Source organism: Acinetobacter genomosp. 15BJ, from assembly GCF_000400715.1.
GTDB lineage: Bacteria > Pseudomonadota > Gammaproteobacteria > Pseudomonadales > Moraxellaceae > Acinetobacter.
This window is the reverse complement of the sequence record NZ_KE007350.1, coordinates 94,379-114,415: the sequence shown is the minus strand read 5'-3', so window position 1 is coordinate 114,415 and position 20,037 is coordinate 94,379. Positions and strand designations below refer to the sequence as shown.

Genomic DNA, 20,037 nt, shown 5'->3' with positions numbered 1-20,037 from the left:
AAGGAGGGTGCTTAATTGGCCTGATTAGATCTTATTAGATTAAAGAAGTCTAATTAGACATTTACAATCTAATAGAGCCTAACAACCTGCTTTAAGCTCAATCAGTTTCGCCTGTTGTCGCGAGGAACCGGTATTTGCTATCAGGTTAATCTGGAATATCTGGTACAAGTGGTTTGGAGCAATGAGGTCGATGGGCAGCGCTTTGCCTTGCCTGATACCTTAATTTAGTACCGATTCACAATTTATTCATCATATTCTGAAAATATTGCTTCAATTTCATCCCACTGCGGCAATTTATACTTTTTTTATTCACTTCAAATTGTAAATCAATACTGCAAATTCTTGTTTAAATGATCATTAAATTTTGTGCTAACTTGGACAGACATTTTTGGCTAGTGGGACAAACAGTTATTGCTCTTTAAAATGATTAATTTAATCACTCACGCTTGGAAGTCTATATTAAATCATTACAGGAATGACTGGTAAACCACGAATAAGAATGCGTGGCAAACTTATCCAATAATTTGCATTAAAGATGAGAAACTATCATGAGATACATCAGTAGTTTGAATACCCCAAGTGCTTTTGCATCTTTATACTTGAAAGAGAACTTGATTCGCTCTTCCTCCTCATTCAGGCTAAAATTTTCTGTCCGTAATGCTAAATCCTGTAATGTGCTTTTGAGCTCTGTCTTGCTCTGCTGAGAGAGTTCTAAATGAAGATATTTTTTGGGAAATAGGCTATGAATAAAAGAAAGAAGTTTCTTCAGTTGCCGTTTTTCATTGAGTTCAAAAATTAACTGGGCTGAATTGGGCTGAACTTTTTCAAGATAAATTGAGTAGATCGTATGAAGCTGTTTTTTGTATTTACTTTGTACATTTGCATAACGCTCCTGAACATGTTGAATGACCTTTTTTTCCTCCTGATTGGTTGGCAACATGGTGACCAATGCATTCGGAGTTTTCCTTAAAAAATCTGTGGTAAATAACCTCGATGATTTTTTTTGGTTTACACAGGAGGTTTTCAAATGCTGGGCTCTAGCACGTAATTTTTGCGCGATTTGCAAAGGAATGGCTTCAGGTAACATAAGGTCTTGTTCTTTTTCTACTGCAAGAATGTGATGCAATAATTCAAAAGTCATCTCTGAGTCATGAGCTCCTAGCATCAGTGAATCAGGCGATTTCTGTTGACCTAGTTGAAATTGATGATCATGTTGCCTGTAACGGTCTTTAGTGAGTTGCTCAAATAAAAACTGTTTGATCGCCCGCTGCTGAACAGGATATTTAATAGAATCATCATGTTTCAGAATATTAAAATAGGCTTCTTTAGGAAGCGGGCTGTGCATTTGATTCAGCTGGTAGCTAATTGCTAGATGCATTAAATGCAGATAGCTTGAACAAGTGGTTTCAGGCGTTAGGTGCCCGGCAAAATGAGAAAGCGCATACCAGGTTTGCTGAGTATTTTTGTTTCGCAGCAATGCATAACGGATGCGTAGTTGATCATTTGGCGTATAGTCTGTAAATGCATCAGCAAGCGGTGAGTGTTTTAAAACCAGATAGAGATGATTAAATGCTGAATGACGCAGAGTATGGTAAGTAAAACTGTGTTCTCCAGAAGCAGACTGGATCAATTGTTTCAAGAGAGCATTGACTTCATTTTCGTGAGTTTCTTCTAGGGACTGTTTTAAAAATAGCGGTTGAGTAACTGATTTTCTTTGTTCTTTTAGCAGGCGTTTTCTATTCTGACTATATGTTTTAAATGCATGTAATTCATCGGCTTTAAGTAGATGATGTAAAGGAATCTTGCGGTAAGCTGAGTAGCTTTTTTGATTTTTATTGCGATTGTTGCGAATGGTGAGTATCACAGCATCTGCACCAATAAATAGATCACGTACGAAGATATTCAATGTTTCATTGATCCGTAGTCCGACTCTGAACCCCAGAATAAAAATCAGTTTAAATATATTTTTATCCTGAATTGAAATATCTTGAGTATTTTCGAGCTGCTCTAGCATGCGGTAAAAAATATGGGGCGAGATCAATGCGGTTCTGCAGATTTTTACTTGGATTAAACTATCCAGATCCACAGTGGGCGCGTTAAAAAATAATGTCTGTTTGTGATGAAACTCCTGTAGACGTTTTTGTAAAGTCTCTCTAGTTGTTTCCTTCCTTAATAAAAGCATTTCTCCATACAGATCTTCAAAATCAGCATTTGAAAATGATGAAATATCTTTGTCTTGCGTTGCCTGCAGCCAATGGACTGCAAACTGTGAAAACATGGTCTTCAGAGAACTTTGCTTGAGCGGCTGAAAATCTGCACGTATAAGCTTGCGCTTAAATCGTTGCTGCTGCTGAATAATATGATTGAGAAGGTCCAGTTGAGGTTCCGTTAATTTTGAACGTAGAATGCTCCACAGCAACAAACGCTCTAAGGCAGGAGACAGTTCTCTGGAATATAACCCTATGAGTTGATCTTTATAGTTTTTTGCACGAATGGCTTGACGTATTTCTACAAGAGTTTCTGCTATATCTGATGCGATATTGACTCTAGAGTGGGCCTGATGGTTTTCACAAGTATTCTCAACTTTAATGTTATTGGTGTGCTTTTGTTCAAACTGAACAAAATAAGCTTCTAATTGTTTTTCGAGAGGACTGGAACTGTAAATTTCATTTTTTAAGATACAAATGGACATTTGATCCAGTCCGCTGTTTTTCAGGAACTGTGTATAGTAAAAACCGTATTTTAACAGGTCTTTACAACGTAGCTTTTCCTCGGGGAAGCATTCAATAATACAAGCGTTAATCAGATGTTCTGCATCTTCAATATCCGAAAATAAATCAAACTTTTGATGTTTTAGTCTGTAGATCCAGCATTTCACAATGTCGTGTAGCACAAACGTTTTTGTATAGCTGACTGAAAAATCAGGGTCATTTATACGCTGATTACCGAAATTCCGGTTCGGGATTTCGAGTGTTACCATATGATTTAGGTTTAAAAAACTTTGAAATTTCTTTGTTTTTAAAATAATTTTTAAAAAAAATTGCAATTCGGCATGGTTATAAATGCCATTAAATAATATTGAACTGATCAAACAAAAAGCGAGGGATTGAGTTGGACTGAAGTCATTATGTTCTGTCCAGTGAGCAATCAAATTTTTGGCAAATTGAGTCACCTTTTTGCCATGTTTTAAGGTTTCAATATTTTGTAGTGGCAGAGACCTTTCGTACCTCACGGGGGCGGCAGGCACCGGATAGTGGTGATTCGATGAAAGATTAAAGCGCTTGATATATTTAGCAAATTCTATACGTGCGATTTGGTAGCTTCGGATATTTGACTTACAGTGCTCTAAAAGTCGATCGTCAACTTGTCGAAAAATTTCTGGATAATTTTCGGGTGTGAGTTCTGTGAATTTTTCGCTAAATAATTGCAAAAAAAACTTTTTTTTCTCTCTTTGCTTTTTTAATCGTTTTAGCGAGTGCGGATGTTTGCTCATGCAATAGTCATTCCTGTAAACGTAGACATGCTTTTAAGCGCTAAGATTTCGACCAGCTTGTCTTGTGCTGCTCTAATCTGATCGTAATCTATTGTCTTAAAACCTGAATAGCGGTCAAACAGTTCCTGCATAGCTTCATCATGACCAAAGATGCCATTTATTAGATCTTCATTGCAGTATTGGGCAAAAAAATAGCGAGCGAAATGGCGGGTCCAATTGCGCTGTAATGCTATTTCGGTACAGTATTTTTGAATATCAGAAAGTTCCAGATTTCGGACATATCCTTTCGAATCGTAAAATAAGAGCAAGAGACGTTCACCATCGAAGACCTCTTGGATTGCTTGTACTTGTTCTTGCGTCAAATAGGCTTTTGCGAGCTGCAGAAAATATTTCAAATACTTTAGGTAATGCTGTATTTCATCACGAAGAAAATTATTAAAAGGTAAATAGCGTCCAATGGTGCCTGAATAACGCTGCTCTTTATCTGCAACAGCCATCAATTTGTTGTCAAGGTCAATATAATCTAGACTGGGCGGGAAGGACTCACTCGGCCGTGCTGAAGTTGTCAACATGCAAATATGCCAAAGCCACATCGAATAATGATTTAAAGTCTGAAAGGGATTGAGATTATTCCTAACTTTGTGGTCAAGCTGGTAAAAAAAAGACTGGACGAATGGGAGATTCGGTACTTGCTGACTGCCAAACGTAATAGGGGATTTAAATTCCTCAATATATCCAGTGTCAAGCTGAGGGCAAACCAGATCAAGTGTTTGAATATAAATATCTAAGATATCAATAATTTTCGTTGAGAAATAATGGCATGGAGTGTAGTTATTAACATTTTCTCCAGCGAATAATTTACTTTCTAATTCATATCCTTCTTGTACGCCACAATGTACCTCAGCCGAAATTTAATTGTAATTTTTTGTATTAAAAATGACTCGGAACTCAAACAATTTTTAGGCTATCTGCCTAATTTTTAAAAAATAATCTCAATTAGAATAAATATTTATTCTATTTTTATCAACAACTTAATGTGATACTTTTAAAACTGGTTAGCAGACTGGGATCACTGAAGGATACTAAAAGGCATCCTTCTTTTTTTCCCTAATAATTAATATTTACTGAATCTTAAAGACTTTAGTTTTAGAGATTCAGTTAGTAACACAACCTAAAACATTATTATTTTTCGATGGTTATTACTAATGAAACTACTAAGCAAATTTTTTAGTGTGTATTTGAACAATATAAATGTAAACAATAAATACTTTAATTTTAGAGATTTTAAGGAAAATAAAAAACCTTTGATTTAACAGAATAATTTTAAAAAAAACTTATCAGTATTTAGATCTGATCTAAACTTTCTGCGAGACAATAAAATATGTCAAAATCAAAAAAGGGGATTCAAAATTACCGTGTAGCTGTAAAAAATCTGCACTTAAAGTGTTATCCAAAATGTATGCATGCATATCAAATATGGATAGCTTTATTCCTCCAATTGAGTGATAAACAACAGAACTACCATCTTGATTTAGCTTTTAAACAGAATATCGACATTCCACTCATTACCACTAACACACTGGGTCACTATTTTTTTAGTAGTCATTTCAGCTGGATCTATGCCTATTTTTACAACAAGAATAAAAATGAATTTACGTTTAGAGCTTATGAGAAAAATAATTCCTACGAATTCACAATCCAGGCTTTAAGCGAAGTAATGGCCTTACTGTGTTCCGGATTACATCACTCAATTCATGGCTTAGATATCATCGCGCATTGGCTAAATGAACAATACTTAGCCGCACATCTTCAGGAAGTTTTCGGACAGGAAGTTTTAACTATCAATCATCTAAGAGAATTATCAGGGCTATCTAAATCCCAAAGTCCAGTAAGTTCTATTTCAAATTATGCTGGTCCACTTTCATTAGAAAAAATTCTGGCTGGAATATCATCATGAACGGATATAGTTACTTAGAAGATACTCAAGAATTAAAGCTTGAGCCATTTCGAGACTTCTATCAAGCACTGGCAGAAGCAAAGCTAGAAAGTTTTCAAAATTCAATCAAACTCAATGACTTCATTAAACCTACTGAAATTATTGAACTTAACAATATTATAAATCAAAAACTTATAGAAAAATCAATCAGTGAATATCCTCTGGTTCATTATCTTATTGCAGTCATTAATACCCCTTCAGCATATCAAGCTAATGCCCTGAAATGGGCCATTTTCAATACTAGATGTATTGAATTGCTTGATAGCAAAGAACATGCAGCCACCGTAGCAAATCTTTGTATGCGTTTTCGTTTAGCCTGCAGAAAAAGGGAATACCATTGGCTTTATAACTTCTTACCAGCTCTCCCGATGGAGTTGGAGGATCTACTTGAGTTTTTAAATAAAGCTGAAACAGAGAATAAAAATTTACTTGAACGTTCTACTCCAAAATTAACAGCAAAACAAATTGGACAATTGGCAAATATCCGCGTTATTTATACGTATGCGCATACGCAATCAGATCGGCAAAAAAGACACAGGCAAAATAATCCAAGCGCCCAGGAGCCTCCTCAAATCGATGTTAGGAAAACATCAAAAATAACTATCGATGATGAGCAAACACATCAGACTTATTTTGAACGCGGTATAGCAAAACAACCACGTGAGGATAAAACTATAGAAAAAGTTGAAGACCATAATTTTGAATTCAACCCACTAGAGCAATCTTCTATTACAGCTCAGATCAATAATCTCAAAAACAGAATTCTGCATCAAAACAAGAATGAATTAATGAGCAAGTCAAATCCTCATGTCTTCGATTTACCTACCGCACAGTACATTATGCAAATTTTATTAGAACGGGCAGAAAACTCTCCAATTCATGCATTGCTTTTATTCTCAGTACTTAGTTTCACGCATTATGAAGAGCTACTGGTATTCAGAACTCGTTTCTTTCTAAGCTCAAGAAGTAAAGAAATCCGTTTTAGTCATGAAAACTGTTTTTTCAAGCAAGGTATTGATAATTCGAAATTTAAAGATGCATTATTAAAAGAATATATGCTCAACATTGGTAATTCTTTTACCATCCCCTTACCCAAAGTTTATTTAGATCGAATCTTTCAGTTAAAAAATTGGGATAAAGCTGATATTGCTTCTGATGTACAAGATTATCTACGTAGAATCAGTGATGATCTTACTTTCCCTTTAACAACTCAAAATCTTCCTCGTTTAATCAGTGACATTACATTGAATGAACTATTGAAATCAAATGACATCCAAATCAGCATGGATGGTAAAGGTCGATGGGTTGATAATGTGATGGTTGAACGATTATGGCGGAGCGTTAAATATGAAGAGGTGTATCTCAAAGCCTACAGCAATGTTTTGGATGCGAAGAAGCAATTAAACGCATATTTTGAATTTTATAATTTGAAACGACCTCATTCGAGTCTGGACAAAATGACTCCAGATGAGTTTTACTATGACCAGCTACCACAACAAAATAAGGTAGCTTAACTAGAGCAGAGTATCACTTATAAATAAGCTTTTAGTTGTTCAAACATGTGGGACCACCTCTATTTAAAAAAAGGAAAGAAGATGAAAATTAAGTTTTTAACAGTTTCATTGATGCTTATTCTGCCATTTTCTGTTTTTGCAGCAAATACTGTAGTAGAAAAAGCGGTCATTGAATCAAATAATACATATAAGGCGAAGTATAACTTAGAGGATATGACTGAGTTTAATCAGGCTCAAAAGGGCTTTATTGCCAAGCCAACAGGTCAAATTAAAAGTGAGAAAGGCAATGTTATCTGGGATTTTGATGCATTTAGTTTTTTACAAGATCAAGCACCAAATACCGTTAATCCCACTCTATGGCGACAAGCAAAATTAAACAACAATGTTGGGCTATTTAAAGTAACAGATCGAGTTTGGCAAATTCGTGGTTTTGATTTGGCAAATATGACCATCATTCAGGGTGATACTGGCTGGATTATTGTGGATACATTAACCTCTAAAGAAACGGCTGAAGCAGCACTTAAATTTGCTAGACAGCATTTAGGTGAGCAAAAAATTTCAGCCATTATCTTTACCCATAGCCATATCGATCATTTTGGTGGTGCATTAGGCGTTCTTTCTAGCGAAGAAATTAACGCTAGAAAAACTCCAATTATTGCGCCAAAAGGCTTTATGGAAGAAGCGACCAGTGAAAATGTGATGGCAGGTTCAGCCATGATACGTCGTGCGACTTATATGTATGGAACTTTTCTACCTAAAAATGCGGAAGGATTGGTGGATACAGGTTTAGGTAAGGCTGTTGCTGTGGGAAAAATGGGCATCCTTGAGCCTACACAACTGATCACTCAACCAGAACAGAAAATGACGGTTGATGGCTTGGATTTTGTGTTTTATAACGTGCCGGGTTCAGAAGCACCAGCAGAATTAACGTTCTCTATCCCATCATTGAAACTTTATAACGGCGCAGAAATTCTATCTCATACCATGCATAATCTTTATACCCTTCGGGGTGCTAAAGTCCGTGATGCCTTAAAATGGGTGGGCTATCTAGACCAAGCAATGCAGCATGCCAAAGCATCCGATGTATTGATTGCACAGCATCATTGGCCTGTCTGGGGCAATGACAATATTCAAGATTTTATTAAAACCCAGCGAGATGTTTATAAGTTCACGCATGATCAGACGGTGAGATATATGAACTCTGGTTTTAATGGCGCTGAAATTGCCGAAAAAATTAAGCTTCCAGCGGCACTTGATCAAAAACTATATGCTCATGGCTATTATGGAACCCTAAAACATAATGTAAAAGCAGTATACCAATATTATATGGGATGGTTCGATGCCCATCCTTCCAATTTAGATCCATTACCCCCTAAAGCTGTTGCAAAAAAATATATTGAGTTAGCAGGTGGGGAGAACAATGCATTGAAAAATGCGCGGGATGCCTACGCTCAAGCTGACTATAGATGGGCTGCCGAGATTTTAAAACATATTGTGTTGAATAACCCTCAAAACCAACAAGCAAAAGACTTATTGGCGAATACTTATCGTCAATTGGGCTATGCTGCTGAGGCTTCAACTTGGCGTAATTTCTTTTTGGTGGGCGCTCAAGAGCTACAAAATAATGTACCCCTACAAAATACTTCTGATCCGAGTGATTTATTGATTCATACACCAACTGAAAGATTTCTTGAAGCTATGGCGACAAATTTAGATGTGGAAAATTTAAAAAATGAAAACCAGTGTATCAATCTGGTTTTGTCGGATACCAAAGAGCATTTTTCATTATGGGTTGAAAACTCAGTCATGCAGTTTAAGCGTTATGATGAAAGTAAAGATTTGGCATTGGATTGCCCTACATTAACCTTAACCAAGCCCTTATATCTAAAAATGATTACAGGTCAAATAGAAGGGGTAAAAGTCCTGCTTTCTAAAGACAGTAAAGTCAAAGGTAATCCACTGAAAATTGGAAAATTCTTTGCAATGTTTAAACGTCCAGATTCAATTTTCCCGATTGTGACTCGACCAAATGGCTAAGCTCAAATAAGTAAAGTCGAAACTTAAATTAATAGATCCAAAGAAATGGGTGAAATTATCAACTTGGTTCTCCCAATCTTATAACAGGAATACAAGAAATTATTTCTTGTATTCCTCTTTAAAATTAAAAGTAAGCTATATGTATTTTAACTCTATTGATACTTTATTAAATGGTTTTTGAATTTTTATACTTTATTTTCGATGGAGATATTTTTATTAGTAGCTTGTTTAAAAAAGATTTGTTTATTTTTCTATTAATTGCTTCTAAATAATAACTTCAATATTTTTGTGGTTAAAAGGCAAGGGGGTATTATGATGTGTTTTTTATTGAAAATAAGCTTTTATATTAGTTTTAATTTAAATAGGTGCCAGTCCTGCTTTTTTTGTTAATATCGATTTAAAAATAAAAATCCTGTTGAAAGTGTATTATATAAATATCTTGTAAATATATAATGTTTATCAGTTTAAATTGGCTTTGTTGAACAAAGCTATTCTAAAAGGTTTCATCAGCAATATCATTTCCAAATGAAGAAACCTGAATCCAAAATCTATCGCACAACGAATTGTCTTATAACCAAGCTTTAATCAAGCGAGGAAATATTTCAATTTGGTTCGATCCCCAGACTCAATGGTATGCTCAGCCACAAGCTAAACATGCAAGAAATCAAACCTATTCTGATACAGCAATTCAGTGCTGTTTGATGATCAAATTTATCTTTCGACTTTTTTGCGTATGGTCACAGGCTTTGTGCAAAGCATTATTCAACTCAGTGAGTTAAATTAGACAGCACCGGATTATTCCACACTTTGCAGACGACAAAAGCAGATTAATATTGCGATCAGCTATCAAAAAAGTCATGAAGGACTACATCTATTAGTAGACTTAACTGGCCTAAAGTTTTTAGGCGAAGGCGAATGGAAACGCAAGAAACATCAGCCTGAATATCGTTGGCAATGGCGTAAAATGCATATTGGTATAGATGCTAAACCTTGCAAATACGAGCTATACAGCTCACAACAAATAATGTAAGTGATTCACAAGTCTTGGGTGATCTGCTAAATCAAATCTCATCTGATGAACTCATTGATTCTGTCTATACCGATGGAGCATATGATACGAAATTGTGCAGACACGTGATTTCAGATCGTCATGCACATGCGGAAATTCCTCCAAGAAAAAATGCAAGGTCATGGAATGATAGGAAATTGGGATCTTTAGAAAAAATGAACTATTGAAAACTGTCAAACCTCTAGGAAGAACGCTTAGCAAAAATGGCCTAGCTATCATCGGTGCAGTTTGGTTGAAACTAAGATGCATTGCATCAAATTATTGGGCGGTAAACTCAGTGCAAGAAGTTTTGATAGTCAGGTCAATGAAATTCATGCACCTTGCGTAGTAGTACTACTCATGCCTTAAATAAATTTACAGAATTAGGTCGACCTCAAACCCAAGTTGTCACTTAAATTTGAGCAACTTAGGAAAGCTATTTCTTTAAAATCTTTATACAACAAAGCCGATTGACTCTATATCTTCTTAATTTTATTATGCGATTGCGGGCACACATTGCCAGTCGGTTTTAGCAGACCGTTGATCCAGTACGGAAAATAGCTTGTCTATTTTTCGTGGACCTTCTCGTCCCCCTTTTATCTTTATGGTAGGACAGAAGGGGGACACCTTCGGGTGTGCTGGTTCCTTGGATCCCAGTCTGCTAACCCTCTTTTGTTCTGCCACCATTATTTAGCAGTGATATGGCAGAACTTCTTAAGATTCAAGGAGTTTCTCATGCTGTACCAATCTTTTCTAATTTGCGACTCACCCCATGTTCAACCTTGTTGTGCTTTGCAACGAGGGCGATACGGCTAATTTATTATTATTCGTCTGTATTCAAACAACATTTTTACAAGAACAATCCAACGGTGGATGGCTAAGTCACGCCTATAAAAAATAAACCTTTTTATATCTGCTGGTGATTGTGCATTGCATTGAACATGCGGGAAACAACCATGACTGAATTAAGCAAACCCAAAATCATACCTATTGAACACCGTCCACAAAAATCTAAGCTCTTTATAAAATGTGTGGTCTTACCCATCGTGATCTTTCTCATCGTTGCCAAAATCTTCTCTTTTGGTGCTTTCGGTTACATCTTCTTTGGCTTTGACCTGTTCTGGTTTGTGATCCTTTACTACCTTTATGAATATGGAAATACCTACTTTGACGGGATGACTGAACAACTCAAGCGTCAAGGAGAAACTTTTAACTACCAAAACCGTGGTGTTTGGATCAACAGCCAAGATAAAACCATTATTCTGTTTGATCAGCCAGATCAACGCCTCGTGAAATATCCCTTTGATTACATCACTTCCGTTGGACACTACAACTTAGTTGAAGATAATTTTAGAACCACGACCACTGTGATCAGCAATCCAATGATGGGAACACATGTCAATCAACAAGTTCATCGCACACCGATGAAACGAGAGTTTCAAGTCAATATTGGCACACGAGATCCATTCAAACCGAATTACAGTCTAAAAGTCCTATTTCCTTGGCGTAGTCCACAAATGGCCAGTGAAATCCGTCAGCTACTATCAGCGGATCATTATCAATAACTGATGTTAAACGATTAAAAATAAATAAGTATTTTACACGAGCACTTCTTGCGGGTAGCCAAAGCCCGTAGGAGATGCGAGGATCATTAAAATGAAATTTCGATTTAAACCTCTACTGATCAGCAGCATGACCTTGTTGATCATGCAGACTGTGACGGCTCAACCCCTGTCTACATCTAAGCCATTCACCTTAGAGCAGGGCTTAACTTGTCTGGATTGGGCCAAGAAAGAACAATCTTTGAGTAACCACTTAGCCTTGATGGGCACCGAAATGAAATGGCCATCTGGAATCACCTCATTACAGCAACAATTTCAACAGCAGTACCGCAAACAAAAGAGCAGCGTCATCAATGATCCTGATGATGAAAATTTCTGTGAAGATTGTCCTGAAACCGAAGTTTATTTACCCAATAGCAAAAGCAATCCCATCAAAAGGATTGAAACCTTAGTACACGTCAGTGTTGCAGGGGCAAAAACTGCAATCTATCGTGCTGATGACATTAATAACACCAAACAAAAGATTGAGGATGGATTAAAGATTCAATTTAGTCGCTATAGCGGACAACAATTGAAAAGCTTTAAACAGCAATGGGATAAAGCTTCAATGCATGATGATCAAAACAGAAGCAAGACCCACAAAGTCTTTCAGCAATATCCACATTTAAAGGTCTTTGATGGAGAGGTTTTCAACAATCAAAAGGTCTACACCCCCAAACAAATTTATATCTATAGCCAGCCCTATAAAAGAGATGTATCTGATCCGAATGACATGATTGCTTTTATTAGCCTTTATGACAATCCAGTAAATCCATCACAACACATCTTACAGTGTGGCTTTATTGACAATGTGTTTTAACAACTAAATTAAGAGTCTATTCAAATGAAAAAATTAATAATTGCAGGATTATGTTTAAGTCTTTCAACCTTGGCTAGTGCAGGCGTAAAAGAAAGCTTAGTTGGTAAACGATTGGTCTTAGATTTACCCGATGTAGAATGTGCAGGCTTGTCCTTTTCCAAGAATGGAAAAGATGCTGCAATGTATGCAGAAATAGGGCAATGCCAAGATCCATTACCATTAAGAGTAAAATGGTTAGATGACAAGACTTTCATTTTGATTGAGAAAGTACGAACCAATGAAGTTTCTCCACCACGTACTTATTTATACCTGGTAAAAAGCTACAAGAAAAATGGTGTTGAATTGACAAATATCTCGACAGGTTGGGGAGATCATAAAGATACGACCATCAGTTATTATTTTAAATAAAGAGAAGGATTGGCAGCTTAGAGCATGCGTTAAAAAACAATCAATCAACGATAAGTCATAGGTTTAAAACAATGAACTACTACGCAGAGGACCCCTTCTAGGTAATGTGACCTAGGAGGCAATATGAAAAAGCTGAAATTTCAGTACCTACAACCTGAAAATACTCACCCTAATGACGGTATACGACAACGATACCCTCATCTGAGAAATGTGTATCATAAAAAGTTCAGTACACTTCAAGAGCGTAGTTTTTATTTTCTTCATTTGATTGAATATAAGAACTATCCTTTAAAACTTCGTGTTGCACGAGGTACGGGCTTGCCTGAAGAATGGGATGATTTACCTGCTTATGTCTATAAAGTTGCAAAAAGTTGGAAGCATAATTCTAGAAGACGGAAGCAATATTTTAACAACAACCAAAATAGTAAAATGAGTAAAGAATAAGCTGACTAAAAGATAGAAATTGGAGCTATTTCTCCATTACTTTTTTGGATATATTTAAGGCTTTGTTGCACAAACCTATCTGTAAAGGCTTTTTCAGCGATATAATTTTCAAATGAAGAAGCCTACACACAAAATCTACCGCACAACCAATTGGCCCGCATATAACCGAGCACTCATTAATCGCGGAAATATTGCCCTTTGGTTTGATCCTGCTACGCAATGGTATGCTCCATCAAAAGGCAAACAAGGGCGAAATCAAACCTACTCCGACGCAGCCATCCAATGCTGCTTAATGATTAAATCCTTATTCCGTCTATCTTTACGTATGGTCACTGGCTTTGTGCAAAGTCTGATTAAACTTTGCGGATTAAATTGGACCGCACCAGATTACAGTACGCTTTGTAGAAGACAAAAGCATATTGATATTGCAATCAGCTACCAAAAAAGTAGCGATGGGCTGCATCTACTCGTAGACTCTACAGGGATGAAGTTTCTAGGTGAGGGCGAATGGAAACGCAAGAAACATGGAGCTGAATATCGTCGCCAATGGCGTAAACTACATATTGGTATAGATGCCAAAACCCTACAAATACGCGCTATTCAGCTCACAACCAATAATGTCTGTGATTCACAGGTGCTTGGTGATTTACTTAATCAGATTCCACAAGATGAGCAGATTGACTCTGTTTATACCGATGGAGCTTATGACACCAAGCAATGCCGTCAGGTCATTGCAGATCGGCAAGCACATGCGGTGATTCCACCTAGAAAAAATGCGAAACCATGGAAAGATACAAAGAGTAGCTCGCTAGAGCGAAATGAATTACTTCGAACAATTAAACGTTTAGGTAGGACACTATGGAAAAAATGGTCAGGCTATCATCGCCGAAGTTTGGTTGAGACTAAAATGCACTGCATCAAATTATTAGGAGATAAACTCAGTGCAAGGAGCTTTGATAGCCAAGTCAATGAGGTTCATGCACGTGTAGCAGTCCTCAACAGATTTACGGAATTAGGTCGACCACTTACCCAAGTTACGCCTTAAATTTGGCTCAATTAGGGGCGCTTTGCCTTTCAAATCTTTGTGCAACAAAGCCGATGCAGGCCTGCATAGTGAAGGGCAGTTTGTAAAAGCTCTTGATGAGTTTTCAAAACAAAATGGCTTAATGGGGAAAGCCACACATTGGATTAAAAATATTGGTTCTTTAAGTACAGAGGTGGCAGGGGTAAAAGCTGAAGTGACACTTCTACAAGGACAAGTGAATTCCAGTATTTTGTCTAGCATTACTAAACTGGCTCAGCAGGGGAAACCTATTTTACTGTTACTTGATGAGATTCAGGCTTTAGCTAGTTCAAAATATAAAACCACGATTGCCAGTTTACGTACCGCTTTAGATATGCATAAAGAAACAATAAAGGTAGTTTTTACTGGTTCAAGTCGAGAAGGCCTGAGACAAATGTTTTCTGTGAGTAGTGCTCCCTTTTTTCATTATGGACAGAATTTACCTTTTCCAAATCTAACAAAAGCATTTACAGATCATCTGGCAGATGTATTTAATCAGACAACAGGACGTAGTTTGAATAAAGAAATTTTATGGCACGCTTTTTTAGATATGAAGCAAAGTCCTCAACTAGCAAGATCATTAGTGGAGCGTTTAGCCTTAAACCCAATGCTGGCTATAGATTTTGCCAAGGAACAGCTTATAGCCGATACAATGGGGCATCGTGACTTTTCGGGATTATGGGGAGAGTTTAAGTTATTAGAACAGCTAATTTTAAAAGCCATAGCGGAATCACAAGTTGAACTTTATAGTAGTCAATTTAGACAACATCTGGCTGATTCCATTGGTGTAGATAACATTGCGGTACGGTTCATTCAATCGGCCCTACGTTCTTTATCAAAAAAACAAATTATTTTTAAACCAGAAAATGGTACTTATGAAATCGAGGATGCTCTTTTTAAAGAATGGATTATGGATGAAGCATAATTTTGAAAACTCATTTGGATAAAAATTAACCGTACTGAGCTTGTCGGAGAATTTTTATTTAAGTATTTTATTCATAGACATTATTTCAATATAATGGGTGTCTATGAACAGAGAAATTCAACAAAGACTCGTATGAGTTAAATTATTTGAAGAGACTAATGATGCTGGCCTAGTTTGTCGGAGATGTGGCATTTCTAGACCAACGTTACGCAAGTGGTGGAAACGATATTCTGAGCAAGGTATTGATGGATTAAGTAGCCAGAGTAGACGTCCCTTAAAATCGCCAAATACTAAAATCAATGCTGAGCTAAAAGCCTTAATATTAGAAATGCGCTCAGCTAGAAATTTTGGTGCTCGACGTTTGCAAACAGAATTGATGAGGCTGCACGGAGTCTCGTTGTCCTTAGCGACTATCCATAAAGTACTATCCACCCATCAAGTCAAACCGATTAAAAAATTCCGTCGTAAAGCAGATTTCATTCGTTATGAACGCCCATTACCAGGCGATAGAATTCAAATGGATACCTGTAAACTGGGTCCAGGACTATATCAGTACACATCTATCGATGACTGCACACGATATCGCGTTTTAAGGATATATAAACGCCGAACAGCAGCGAATACTCTCGACTTTTTAGACTGCGTAATTGAAGAAATGCCTTTTCCCATACAGCGAATACAGACCGATCGTGGGCGGGAATTCTTTGCTGAAAAAGTACAGAAAAAAATGATGCAGCATGGAATCAAATTTAGGCCAAATAAACCAGGTTCACCTCATCTGAATGGCAAGGTAGAGCGTTCACAAAAAACTGATAAATCTGAGTTCTACGCTACTGTAGATATCAATTCTGAGGATATCCAAGACAAGCTAGCCGAATGGCAGCATTACTATAACTGGATGAGACCACATTCAGCGTTGAAAGGTAAAACACCGATGGAGAGGTACTTTGAATTATGTGAAGAAACTCCTTTCTCAGATGAAGTCCAGAAGCAATACAACCCCTCAAATGAACGGATTCAACATGCCAATTACAAGATGGATCTAGAGATCGCTAAATTGAAATGATCTCTATGAATCACACATAGAAACAATGCTAAAACTTTTGACCCCATTTGGTTTAAAATTAACTGTTGTGAAGAAATGATCACTTTCTATCAGGATATTTTCGATCTCAATGAACTGTTTAACTTCTCGAATTTGATTGTCTTTATTCACAATATTCCTATTGAGTGAGTCGAATCTGTGCTCAGGTTGAGCAGTTCGGCTACTGTTCTGAAATGACAGCTTTGTCCGTTATAATTGTATAAACATTTTTAGTGTCTGGTAATCATGTCGTCATTGATCAATTTTCTATCTCGCTTTAGTACTGCAACTCTTCATCGTAGTCTGAGCTATGCTAAGCACATTGATAGGGAAACAATTGAGTTTTTTGAGGAAAATGATGATGTCACGATGTATGCTCAAATTGAAGGGACAGATTATTACGATACCGCGATTACCTATAATCCCCAAAAAGACCGTTTAATCGATGACGACTGCACTTGTCCGGTTGGATATAACTGTAAACATGCTGCTGCTTTAGCGCGGTTATTCTTTCAAGAATATCGTCAGGAATTTCAACAGCGTTATGCTGACTCTCAATCCCCGCAGGGAATCGCAAAACGCCAACGTGGGGATGATCAGGCACAGCGCTGGTTGAATGATTTTAAACGGTATTTACAACAGACTGAACCAGAGCAATCTGTCAAAACAAACAATTATTTAATTTACCTGCTAGATCAGTCGGTCAGCTTAAAGAAATTGACAGTTGATGTTCAGAAGGCCAGACGCAATAAAAACGGCTCAATTGCGGGGGAAAGTTATTATACCCAATATGAAAATATCACCAGAAAGCATCTGACTTTACCTGAACAAAAACGACAATTATTTAACCAGATTTATTATTATGCCAAAATAAACAGTGACGAACGCTTTTATCAAAGCAATCTCGATATCTCCAGCATTTTATTGGAGCATTTCAAATCTTTTATTCAAAGTGGCGATGTTTATTGGAAAAAAAAGAGCCATGCTGCACTTCAATGGTCAGAACAAGGCTACAACATCGAATTTAGATGGGAACAAGGGGCTAAACAACAGACTGAGCATTTAAATATTGAATTGGTCAATGGTGATATTCGACTCGATTTAAAATCAAATCCTCATATTCAGATTCTCGCGAGCCAGCCACCGTGTTATGTGGATATTCAACAGAACACGGTGGGCCAGTTATATGGTGAATATACGGCAAATCTTCTGTACCATTTTTTACAGATGCCTGATCTTCCATCTATGCTCTTGCCAGAGTTTGAGCAACTGACTCATCAATATTCAGACGTGAAAAATCTGCCTCGGCCCGAGTCTATTCAGCATATTGATGTCCTTGAGGGTAGTCCCCAGCCAATTTTACGCTTCGGTGTTTTAGATACATTTGATTGGAAATTAGAGGAGTCTGTTTGTGCTGAAATTGAATTCTCCTATGCTGGTGGGCGAATAAAAGCAGGTACATCAGGTGACAGTTTTATTGGTGAGCAGCATGGAAAAATGGTGCGACAGCTTCGGGACTTCGTTCAGGAACAACAGTCAATCCAGCGTTTACAGCTGTTGGTCGAATCACTGAAGTGGGTGAAAGATCTTAGTTATGACCAGCAATTAAAACTGGATAAACAACGTCTTGATTCTATGGTTTTTGCTTTCTATGGAGACTGGATCAAACAGCTGATGCCCATCAATCAAATTGAGTTGATGGGCTGGCAGATAGAGCATCTGGAAAACAGCCCCTTTAACCTGCAATATGTCGAAAATTTAAATATTTCTATCACTGAATCTGAAGGTCAGCAGGACTGGTTCAATATCGGGGCGACGGTTCAAGACAGTGCAGGTAATTCTTATAATTTGCTTGATGCGCTCGTAGCTTTGGTGCGAGTAAATCCTGATTTACTTGATCCGCGGACGTTTATTCATCTGCATGACAGTCAAATTTTCACCGTGAAAACTGCAGTTGATCAACCTGATTTGGCTCTATCCGCTAGGGATATTAAGCCGGTATTGTTACATCTGCAGAGCATTTTACAGCAAGAAGAGCGCAGTATTGATCGCTATGATGCGAGTCAATTATTAGAATTGCAGCATAATCTTGGGATGACATGGCAGGTCAGTGATCGCCTGCAGCAATTTGTACAGAAATTCAAACAAGGCTATCAGCAACAACTGCCGACACCACAAGGTTTTCAGGGGGAGTTGCGTCCATACCAGCAGCAGGGCTTAGGCTGGTTACAGTTTTTAAGGGAAACCCAGCATGGCGGGATTCTGGCAGATGATATGGGCTTGGGGAAAACAGCACAAACTTTAGCCCATTTACTCATGGAAAAGCAGGCTGGATATTTGCAGGACAGTCCCGCCTTAATTGTTGCACCCACATCGCTGATGCATAACTGGTTCAAAGAAGCGGAGAAATTTACCCCTGAGCTCAAGGTATTGCTGCTACAGGGGCCCGACCGCCATCAGAATTTTGAGCAGATTCCGCACTATGATATTGTGTTAACCACCTATCCGCTTCTAGCGAGAGATGAAGAACAACTAAAGCAATATGAATATCATCAACTCATTTTGGATGAGGCGCAGAATATCAAAAATCCGCGTGCCAAAGCTGCACAGGTAGTACGGCAATTAACAGCGCGACATCGTTTGTGTCTAACAGGTACCCCGATGGAAAATCATTTGGGTGAGCTGTGGGCACTATTTTATTTCCTGATGCCAGGATTTTTATATTCACAAGAAATTTTTAATAAAAAGTACCGTCATCCGATTGAAAAGCGCGGTGATGAGCAGTTAAGACAAAAGTTGGTCAACCGGATTAAGCCCTTCATTTTACGTCGCTTGAAAACTGACGTAGCCAAAGAGTTGCCAGAAAAAACCACGATTGAAGTCAATATTGATATGAATGACCAGCAATCCAAGTTATATGAGGCTGTTCGTGCCACGATGCAGGAAAATATTCAGAAAATTGTGGCAGAAAAAGGCTTTAAACGTAGTCAAATTCAAATTTTAGATGCCTTACTGAAGCTACGTCAGGTGTGCTGCCATCCTAGCTTACTAAAGCTGGATTCAGTGAAAACCGGGCAGGCACACTCTGCCAAACTTGAACAGTTGATGGATATGGTCGTTCCAATGGTGGAGGAGGGGCGAAAAATTCTGATCTTCTCTCAGTTTACCTCAATGTTGGAACTGATTGAGCAGCAGCTCCATCACGCAGAAATTGGCTATGTGAAACTGACTGGAAAGACCAAGAAACGGGATGAAGTCATTACAGCATTTCAGTCTGGACAAGTGCCGGTATTTTTAATCAGTCTGAAAGCAGGAGGGGTCGGTCTGAATTTAACCGCCGCAGATACAGTCATTCACTATGATCCATGGTGGAACCCTGCTGCTGAAGATCAAGCTTCAGATCGTGCATGGCGGATTGGACAGGACAAGCCAGTATTTGTGTATAAGCTGATTACCAATAAAAGCATAGAAGAAAAAATTCTTGCCTTACAGCAAAATAAAGCAGAACTGGCACAGTCTATTCTAAGTACCGATCATGAGGGCGAAGCGAAACTGACGGAAAATGACGTGATGAACTTGTTTGAGAAATTTTAGTTTGGTTTCA

10 protein-coding genes and 6 pseudogenes are annotated in these 20,037 nt (G+C 37.6%); 14 read left to right on the top strand and 2 right to left on the bottom strand.

All coding sequences use genetic code 11. The features are described from left to right. Positions 1–120: 120 nt before the first annotated feature. Positions 121–225: pseudogene (locus F896_RS21490) on the top strand (hypothetical protein); the annotation flags it as partial. Positions 226–529: 304 nt separating this feature from the next. Here F896_RS21490 and F896_RS02740 read toward each other — a convergent pair. Further along, positions 530–3,493, bottom strand: coding sequence for a site-specific integrase (locus F896_RS02740; RefSeq protein ID WP_000033773.1), 2,964 nt, complete (start codon positions 3,491–3,493; stop codon positions 530–532). Then, positions 3,490–4,371, bottom strand: a pseudogene (locus tag F896_RS0120105) (hypothetical protein); the annotation flags it as partial. The pseudogene F896_RS0120105 and the gene F896_RS02740, both read right to left, overlap by 4 nt. 581 nt (positions 4,372–4,952) lie before the next feature. On the opposite strand from F896_RS0120105, the gene F896_RS02745 reads away from it, so the two are divergent. From F896_RS02745 to F896_RS02795, 13 genes and pseudogenes are all read left to right on the top strand, one after another. Continuing rightward, on the top strand, positions 4,953–5,450 hold the full coding sequence (locus F896_RS02745) for a hypothetical protein (RefSeq protein ID WP_000543471.1): 498 nt from the start codon (positions 4,953–4,955) through the stop codon (positions 5,448–5,450). After that, a pseudogene (locus tag F896_RS02750) lies at positions 5,447–6,745 on the top strand (hypothetical protein); the annotation flags it as partial. The gene F896_RS02745 and the pseudogene F896_RS02750, both read left to right, overlap by 4 nt. Then, positions 6,740–7,003: pseudogene (locus F896_RS21165) on the top strand (integrase core domain-containing protein); the annotation flags it as partial. The pseudogenes F896_RS02750 and F896_RS21165, both read left to right, overlap by 6 nt. Positions 7,004–7,084: 81 nt before the next feature. Continuing rightward, a complete protein-coding gene (locus F896_RS02755; protein ID WP_000693745.1) occupies positions 7,085–9,040 on the top strand; it encodes an alkyl/aryl-sulfatase in 1,956 nt (651 codons plus the stop codon). A gap of 525 nt (positions 9,041–9,565) precedes the next feature. Continuing rightward, positions 9,566–10,504: pseudogene (locus F896_RS20600) on the top strand (IS5 family transposase). A 540-nt stretch (positions 10,505–11,044) separates the two neighbouring features. Then, positions 11,045–11,653, top strand: coding sequence for a sortase family protein (locus F896_RS02760; protein WP_002159601.1), 609 nt, complete (start codon positions 11,045–11,047; stop codon positions 11,651–11,653). A gap of 91 nt (positions 11,654–11,744) precedes the next feature. After that, the gene (locus tag F896_RS02765; protein WP_000672051.1) at positions 11,745–12,509 is read left to right on the top strand and encodes a hypothetical protein; all 765 of its coding nucleotides are present in this window, start codon (positions 11,745–11,747) and stop codon (positions 12,507–12,509) included. 24 nt (positions 12,510–12,533) lie between these two features. Beyond that, on the top strand, positions 12,534–12,917 hold the full coding sequence (locus F896_RS02770; RefSeq protein ID WP_000733361.1) for a hypothetical protein: 384 nt from the start codon (positions 12,534–12,536) through the stop codon (positions 12,915–12,917). A 123-nt stretch (positions 12,918–13,040) separates the two neighbouring features. Beyond that, a complete protein-coding gene (locus F896_RS02775) occupies positions 13,041–13,361 on the top strand; it encodes a hypothetical protein (RefSeq protein ID WP_000734101.1) in 321 nt (106 codons plus the stop codon). 112 nt (positions 13,362–13,473) lie between these two features. Beyond that, positions 13,474–14,406 carry an IS5 family transposase gene (locus F896_RS02780; protein ID WP_005064486.1) on the top strand — a complete coding sequence of 311 codons (933 nt, stop codon included), beginning with the start codon at positions 13,474–13,476 and terminating at the stop codon, positions 14,404–14,406. A 22-nt stretch (positions 14,407–14,428) separates the two neighbouring features. Then, on the top strand, positions 14,429–15,349 hold the full coding sequence (locus F896_RS02785) for an ATP-binding protein (protein ID WP_016164865.1): 921 nt from the start codon (positions 14,429–14,431) through the stop codon (positions 15,347–15,349). Positions 15,350–15,452: 103 nt separating this feature from the next. Next, a pseudogene (locus F896_RS02790) lies at positions 15,453–16,415 on the top strand (IS481 family transposase). Between the two features lie 264 nt (positions 16,416–16,679). Then, on the top strand, positions 16,680–20,027 hold the full coding sequence (locus tag F896_RS02795) for a DEAD/DEAH box helicase (protein WP_016164864.1): 3,348 nt from the start codon (positions 16,680–16,682) through the stop codon (positions 20,025–20,027). Positions 20,028–20,037 lie beyond the last annotated feature (10 nt).